The sequence below is a fragment of the Burkholderia sp. IO2 genome (assembly GCF_029522185.1).
GTDB classification, from domain to species: Bacteria; Pseudomonadota; Gammaproteobacteria; order Burkholderiales; family Burkholderiaceae; genus Burkholderia; species Burkholderia cenocepacia.
The window spans coordinates 199,039-206,775 of the sequence record NZ_JAKWFH010000005.1 but is presented as its reverse complement, the minus strand read 5'-3'; the positions used below and the strand labels follow the sequence as shown (position 1 = coordinate 206,775).

General features: G+C 69.3%; 6 protein-coding genes. 4 read left to right on the top strand and 2 right to left on the bottom strand.

Annotated elements, in window-relative coordinates; translation table 11 throughout:
- The coding region (locus MMB92_RS05135) for a transposase (protein ID WP_143282561.1) at positions 1-263 on the top strand (263 nt) is incomplete at its 5' end.
- 16 nt (positions 264-279) lie between these two features.
- Here the strand turns inward: MMB92_RS05135 and MMB92_RS05130 are convergent.
- The gene (locus MMB92_RS05130; RefSeq protein ID WP_058902466.1) at positions 280-1,101 is read right to left on the bottom strand and encodes a siderophore-interacting protein; all 822 of its coding nucleotides are present in this window, start codon (positions 1,099-1,101) and stop codon (positions 280-282) included.
- Positions 1,102-1,139: 38 nt separating this feature from the next.
- Entirely contained in the window at positions 1,140-1,847 is a 708-nt protein-coding gene (locus tag MMB92_RS05125; protein ID WP_012492994.1) for a PadR family transcriptional regulator, read from the bottom strand.
- Positions 1,848-2,131: 284 nt separating this feature from the next.
- Between MMB92_RS05125 and MMB92_RS05120 the strand changes: the two genes are divergently transcribed.
- From MMB92_RS05120 to MMB92_RS05110, 3 genes are all read left to right on the top strand, one after another.
- Positions 2,132-2,533: a hypothetical protein gene (locus MMB92_RS05120; protein ID WP_125332570.1), complete on the top strand. Its 402-nt coding sequence runs from the start codon at positions 2,132-2,134 to the stop codon at positions 2,531-2,533.
- Positions 2,534-2,656: 123 nt separating this feature from the next.
- Positions 2,657-3,658 carry an FHA domain-containing protein gene (locus tag MMB92_RS05115; protein ID WP_034178667.1) on the top strand — a complete coding sequence of 334 codons (1,002 nt, stop codon included), beginning with the start codon at positions 2,657-2,659 and terminating at the stop codon, positions 3,656-3,658.
- Entirely contained in the window at positions 3,655-7,707 is a 4,053-nt protein-coding gene (locus MMB92_RS05110; RefSeq protein ID WP_125332568.1) for a TOMM system kinase/cyclase fusion protein, read from the top strand. The genes MMB92_RS05115 and MMB92_RS05110 overlap by 4 nt, the downstream gene beginning before the upstream one ends.
- Positions 7,708-7,737 lie beyond the last annotated feature (30 nt).

The window sequence follows — 7,737 nt, the reverse complement described above, 5'->3', positions numbered from 1 at the left end:
CTCCCATTGCTTGCGATTCCGGCTTACGTAATGGGCGACGACGGGTTCAAGGTGGCCGCTTCGCGATCCGTCGCGTGCTGTACATGGCTACATTGACTGCCACACGCTACAACCCCGCCATCAGAGCCTTCTATCAACGCCTGAAGGCCGCCGGCAAACTGTCCAAGGTCGCGCTTGTTGCCTGCATGCGCAAGCTCCTAACCATGCTCAATGCCATGGTCAAAACCAACACGCCTTGGGACGATTCACTTCATCGGGCTTGACTCGGAAGACGGTTACTCAGTCTTCCAGCGTTTCGTGCACGGCCGCCGCGCCGCGCTTCCAGTAGGCCGCCGCGCGGATGCGCGACTTGTCGACGCCGCGCTCGCCGGTCAGGTGCTGGCGCACCGCGCGCATCGACAGCGCTTCGCCGGCCGCCCACACGTAGCCGTCGCCGGACGACGGCAGCGGCAGGTCGCGCACGGCATTCAGCAGCGCATCGCCGTCCGCCGCGTCGGCTTCGGCGCGAAAGCGCCAGATTTCATGCACGTCGGCGCGCGTATCGAACGAGATCTGCGCGGTGCGATCCGCGACTTCCAGCACGACCGCCGCGCGCGCGCCGGCCGGCAATTCCGAGAGACGCCGCGCGACGGCCGGCAGCGCCGTATCGTCGCCGATCAGCAGATGCCAGTCGAAACCGGTCGGGACGACGAACGAACCGCGCGGGCCGCCGATGCCGAGCCATTGGCCGACGCGTGCCTGCGCGGCCCACTGCGATGCCGGGCCCGGATGGTTCAGCACGAATTCCAGATCGAGTTCGCGGGCGGCGCGGTCGAAGCGGCGCGGCGTGAAGTCGCGCGCGACCGGCTTCGGTTCGCCGGCCGGAAACTCGGGGCCGTTCGCGCCGAGCGTCGGCAGCGCGGGGCGTTCCGCGCCCGGCGGCGGGAAAAATACCTTCACGTGATCGTCGAACGACGCGGATTCGAAATCCGCGAGATCGGGGCCGCCGAGCGTGACGCGCAGCAGATGCGGCGTCACGGGATGCACGCGCAGCACTTGCAGCAGGCGGAACTTGAGGGGGTGGCGCACGCGGGTGACGGTGCGCTCGGATGTGTTCTGCATCGATCCGTTCTCCTTGGGTGGTGACGGGACGGCGCGGATCACGCGCCGGCGCCGCCTTCGATTTCGGCCGTCGCGCGGCGCATGATGGCCGCGATGCGGCGTTGTTCGTCGGCGTCGGCGGCGCTCTTGTGCAGCAGCGCGCGCTTGAGCGCGAGACGCGCCTCGACGAATTCCGGCAGCCAGCCGGCTTGCGATTCGTCCTGCGCTTCGTTGCCCGCCGATTCCCCGGCGAACGCGCGCCGCATGAACTCCATCTTGCGGGCGAGGTGCGTGAGGCGCGCGAACAGCGTGTCGACGCGTTCGCGCTGGGCGTCGAGATGCGCGCGGCCTGCGTCGGTCAGCGCATAGCGCTTGCGGTTGCCTTCCGCCTGCGACGCGACGAAGCCGACTTCCTCGAGATAGGTGAGCGCCGGATACACCATGCCGGGGCTCGGGCTGTAGAAGCCGTTCGAGCGTGTGTCGAGCGCCTTGATCAGTTCGTAGCCGTGGCTGGGCTGTTCGGCCACCAGCGCGAGCAGCAGCAGCTGGAGATCGTCGGAGCTGAACTGGCGGCCGCGCGGCATGCCGTCGTCGCCGAAATCGCCGAAGCCGCGCCCGCCACGGCCGCCGAACGGGCCGCCGCCGAATGCATCGTGGCCGCGACGGTGGCGACCGATCGCGTACCAGAGACCGGCGAATCCCTCGGGGTGGTCATGCGCACCATGACCGTCGCATCGGGCATGGCCGCGGAAGTGGTTGTGTCGCATGATCGTGTCCTGTGTGTCGTAAAACATATCTAAAGATATATATCGAAAGATACAGCGTCAAGGGGATTATTGAGGGCGGGATGGTGGGGCGGGGCGTGCGACGAGGCGGCCGTTGGGGGCGTTCCTGCGATGTCGTGGGTGAATCGATCCCGGCGACCGGGCGGGCGCGATGCCGCATCCGGTGTCGCGGCCGTTCGATCGACGCCTCCCGATGCATGGTCGTGCGGATACACCTGCGTTTGCCGACTACCCCGCGAGACATTCGCCGCGATGCGGCGGGATTCATGAATAAGTTAAACAGGGAAGATTATAAAAACGCCGAAGAAAACTATTTTAAAAATCGAAACGGTTTTATTTTATTTTCCACCGTGCAAACAAGAATTCCGCGTTGGCAAAGGTCATTAATCCGACTCCGTCATTCAATGTCATCGTGTCGGCCATGGCGCATGGATCACGGCAGAGCGAGCCACGATGAAGAATTTCGACCCTTTATCCGTCACCCGAAAATTCATCGAAAAGGTAAAGCATTGCAATATAAAATCGTTATCCAGGTATGCCGGTTGCGGAGCACGATTTTATTTGGCAGGATTTTCATCGGGATGCCAGACTTTAAAACAACAAAGCGATCGACCATTCAATTTGCCGAAATAACGCGCGACGCTTGGGCGACCCTTGCAGGAAGCTGACCAGAAAAACAGGTAACGAGGCGGCGAACGGGCGGCACTGTTCGCGATCATTGAAGCAATCGCTTGCCCGGCAGCGTCGATGCGTCACTCGAACGATCCGGGCGAATCCGACACGGGGCGGCCATGGCGATACTCAAGAACGACGCTTCCGGAGACGCATGCCTGCTCCGCGCGTATCACGTGTTCGGCCGCGACGACGCGCGCTGCGACACGGTCATCCGGGACGGCTCGGTGTCCCGCGTCCACGCCCATATCCGCTGGGTCGGCGGGCTCTGGGAGCTCCACGATCACAGCAGCAACGGCACGTCGGTATCGGGCGTCTCGCTGCGCGACGGCGAGCATGCGGTGCTGCAGCAAGGCGACGTGATCCGCTTCGGCAGGGCCGGCATCGCGCCGTGGCGCGTCGAGTCGCTCGACGATCCGGCCGATACGCTGTGGCCGATCCGCGGCGCCGCCGCGCCGATCGTGCTCGCGCCATGCCAGATCCTGCCGGCGCCTGCCGCGCAGCCGGTCACGATCGTTCGTTCGCCGGCCGGCGAATGGCTGTGCGACGACACGTTGCCGCCGCGCGCGCTGCATGACGGCGACGAAGTGTCGACCGGCGACTTCGCGTGGCGCCTCGCGCTCGCGCGCCACGGCTCGACGGTGATGCTCGCCGCCCCCGCCGATCCGGCCGCGCCGGCGCAATTGCTCGAATTCTTCGTCAGCCGCGACGAGGAGCACGTGCGCATGCTGCTGCATGTCCGTGGCGGCGTGGTCGACCTCGGCGAACGCGCCCATCACTACAGCCTCGTCACGCTTGCCCGCGCGCGCTCGGCCGACATGCAGGCCGGCTACGACGCCGCCACGCAAGGGTGGATCGAACTCGACCGGCTCGCGCGCATGCTCGGCATCGACGCGTCCCATGTCAACGTGCAGATCCATCGCGCCCGGAGCCAGTTCGCGGCGCTGCCGGGGTTGGGCGCGAGCCAGCTCGTGGAGCGTCGGCGCGGCAGCGTCCGCTTCGGCGATGTGCCGTTCCGGATCATGCGCGGCGAGCATCTCGAATGCGAGTCGGTGCCGGCCGTCGGGCCGCGTCTCGGCGTGCCGCGCGCGGTGCCGGGCCCGGTCGTCCATTGCCCGTGAACGCGGGAGAACCGGCCGTGCTACCGACCGCGTCTCACCCCGCCGTCCGCCCGGACGCACCAGAACCGTCGAAGCGCGCGGCGCCTTTCGCGACGCTCGCCGGCAAATGGCATTACCGGCTCGGCGCGCTGCTCGGCGAAGGCGGCAACGGCGTGGTGTTTCGGGCGACCTGCGACGAGACGGGGCACGCCGTCGCGCTCAAGCTGATGCGCGACGACGCCGCGCTGGTTGCGCCGGAGCGGATGCGACGGCGGGCACGCTTCCGGCGCGAGACGAGCCTGTGCGAGGCGCTGCGGCATCCGAACATCGTGGCGCTGCTGGACCAGGGCGAGGCGCCCGACGGGCGGCTGTTCGCCGTATTCGAACTGGTCGAGGGCCGGACGGTGCGCGACCGGCTCGCGGCGGACGGGCCGCTGTCGGCCATCGACACCGGGCGGCTGATGACGGAGGTGCTCGACGCGCTCGCGGCCGCCCATCGGCGCGGCATCGTGCATCGCGATCTGAAGCCGCAGAACATCGTGATCGCGATGGCCGACGACGGGCCGCACGCGAAGCTGCTCGATTTCGGCATCGGCGCGTTGCTGCCCGGCACCGAAGACATCGCGCGCCAGACCGCGACGCTCGCGACCGAGGTGCTCGGCTCGCCGCCCTACTGCGCGCCCGAGCAGTTGCGCAACGAGCCGCCGACGCCCGCCAGCGACCTGTATGCGTGGGGCCTGATCGTGATCGAATGCCTGACGGGCGAGGTCGTCATGCAAGGCGCAAGCGTGGCCGAGATCCTCTATCAGCAACTGAGCCCGGTGGATGTGGCGCTCCCGCCGTCGATCGCGGCGCTGCCGCTCGGCGCGGTGCTGCGGCATGCGCTGAACAAGAATCCGCGGCAGCGCGCCGCGTCGGCCGAGGCGCTCGCGGCGCAGTTTCGTGCGCTCAACTTCGCCGCGCTCGTCGGCCAGTTCGACGCCGGTCGCGCCGGCCGGCACGCGCGTTCGCGACCGCTTGCGCCGCGCGGCGAGACGATCGCGGAGGTGGGCGAGTACCGGCAGATCACTACCCTGTGCTGCTGCGTGACGATCGCCGGAGAGGGCCGCCAGCGCCATGCCGGAACCGAGCACGGGATGGTGCTCGACGGCTACGAGGAACAGTGGCTGACGAAGTGCGCCGATATCGCTGTCGGTTACGGCGCGCATGCGGGCGGACGGCTCGGCGACACGCTGCTGTTCCATTTCGGCCTGCAAGGCGACATCGACCGGCCCGCCCGCCGGGCAGTGCGGGCGGCGCTCGACATGGTGCGCGTCGCCGAGCGCGCGCGGCTGCCGGTGCCGCCGGCCGCCGGCGGCCGTGCTGCTGCCGGCGCGGAAGAAGGCTGGCGGGTCGAAGTGGCCGCCGCGATTCACGTCGGGCAGGTGCTCGCGCAGGCGTCGCACATGTCGGGCGTGTCGACGCCCGCCGCGGCATCGCGGCTGTTGCGGCTGGCCGGCCCGGGACAGATTCTGATCAGCGACGATGCGCGGCTCGTGCTCGAACGGCATGCCGATTCGCGGCCGACCGCGTTGCGGCTCGCGCGCGCGGGTGTCGTGTCGCAGCCGGTTCATGAACTGCTCGGCGAGCGGCACGCCGATACGCCGTTCGATTCGCTCGATGCCGGCAGGCGCACGCCCATGGTCGGCCGCGCGCGCGAACTCGACGCGTTGCTGCGCGCGTGGCAGGACACGCACGCACGGCATCGTCGCGCGAGGCGCGGCGAGCCGGCGCCGCCCGGGCTGCCGAGGCTGGTGATCGGCGATGCGGGCTTCGGCAAGTCGCGGCTCGTGCACGAGCTGTGCGAGGCCGTGCGGACCCGCGGCCATGCCTTCGCGCAGTGCGGCTGCCTGCCCGAACGCGAGAACCACGCGTTGTTTCCGATCCTGCGGTTCATCGCCGCGCACTGGCAGGTCGACGCCGATCGTGCGCCCGGCGCGGCGCTCGCGGCGATCGACGCGATGATCGCGCCGCTCGATTGCGACCATGCGGCGGCGCGTGTCGCGCTCGCGACCTGGCTCGGGCTGCCCTGCGATGCGAACGGGCTGCTGTGGTCGAGCGCGCGCGAGCAGCACGCGCTGTTCGACGTCCTGGAGCAACTGATCGTGTCGCTCGGCAACGGCGCGCCGGTGTTGCTCGTGATCGAGGACGTTCAGTGGCTCGATCGCTCGACCGAGGAGTTTCTCGCGTATCTGCAGCACTCGCCGCGCGCAGCGGCACTGTGCATCGTGCTCACGTCGCGCCCCGACAAGCTCGCGCGCTGGCGCGGCGCGACCGATCGCGTAGTGCTGCGCCGCCTGCCGCGCGACGACGCGCAGCGTCTGATGTCGGCGCATCTGGGCCCGGGCGCGTTCGATCCGGCGTGGCTCGACCGGCTCGCCGATCGGACCGCCGGCATTCCGCTGTTCATCGAGGCCGTCGCGCGCGAGCTGACGGTGAGCGGCGCGGACGGTCCGCTCGCCGGGCCCGCGGCAACGGACCCGTATCCGCTGCCGCTCAGCCTCGGCGGCATGCTCGGCCTGGCCTTCGACCGGATCGACGACGCGCGCGACACCGCGCAGCTCGCCGCGACCATCGGGCTCGAAGTGGATGCGCAATTGCTCGCCGACGCGTCGCCGCACGATCGGGTCACGCTCGACGCGCATCTGCGGCTGCTGCGCGAGGAGCGGATCGTGTATGCGCAACATCGGCGCGACCGCGTGTTCTATGCGTTCCGCCATGCGCTGATTCGCGACGCCGCATACGAATCGATGCCGCCCGCGGTGCGGCGCGGCAACCACGCGCGCGTCGGCCGTGCGCTGCTCGCGCAGGCCGATCGCGGCGCCGGGGCGCATGCGTTCGGCGTCGCCGGACACTTCGCGCGCGCCGGCGCGTGCGCGGACGCGATCGCGCACGGCATCGACGCGGCGCGCCGCGCGCTCGAACGTTCGCGATACGACGATGCGATCCGTTACGGGCAGGCCGTGTTCGATTGGCTCGCCACCGCCGATCACGCGCAGCGCGAGCACGACCGCGCGCGCATCCGCGCCACGTTGACGCACGCGACGATGGCGCGCTTCGGCTGGGCCGATGCGCAGGTACGCGAGCATGCGGAACAGTTGCTGCGGCAGACGCAGACGCTCGACGACCCGGAGCTCGAGATCAGCGCGTTGTGGACGCTGTCGACCTACTACCACGTCGCCGGCGACCGCGCGACCGTGCGCCGGATCGGCAAGCGGCTCGACACGCTCGCGACCGAGCGCGGCGAGGCGGGCGTGCAGGTCGCGGCGGACGCGATGCGCGGCATGAGCCTGTGGGTCGACGGCGACTATGCGCGCGCGCGTGCCGCGTTCGACGCGGTGCTGGCCGGTTACGACGTGCGACGCGACGCGGGGCACCGGCGCATCCTGGGGCTCGATACGCGCGCATGGACGATGGCGTCGCTCGCCAGCGTGCGCTGGTGCATGGACGACGATCCTCAGCCGGCGCTCGCGATGGCGCACGAAGCCGTGTATCGCGCGACCTGCCTCGATCATCTGCCGACGCTCGGCGTCACGATGATGTACCTCGCGCGCACGCATCAGCTCGCGGGCGATCGCGACGCGGCGCGAGCGGTGTCCGAGGCGATTCTCCGCCTCGCGGACGCGCACCGGCTGCGCGCGGTCGGGCACTACGCCGCGATCATTCACGCGTGGACGCAACGCGATCGCGCGGGCGTCGTCGCGCATCTCGACGCGCAGCGGCAATCGGGCGGCCTGCTCGGGCTGACCTACTACGCGTCGCTGCTGGCCGAACTGGATGCCGAACGCGGCGACCATGACGCGGCGCTCGCGCAGATCGGGCAGTGCCTCGCCTGGTGCGAATCGAGCGGCGAACGGTATTACGAAGCACAACTATTGCTGAAGCAGGGCGAGTACTTGTGCCGGGCCGATCCGCGTTGCGGCGGCGTGGCCGCGCTGGACGCATGCCGGCGCGCAGTCGAAATTGCAACGACGGCGGGCATGGGCCGCATCGCCAGGCTCGCCGAAGCGACGTTGCAGTCGTTGCCGTAAGCAGTTCAAACCCGTCATTCAGGAGAGCAG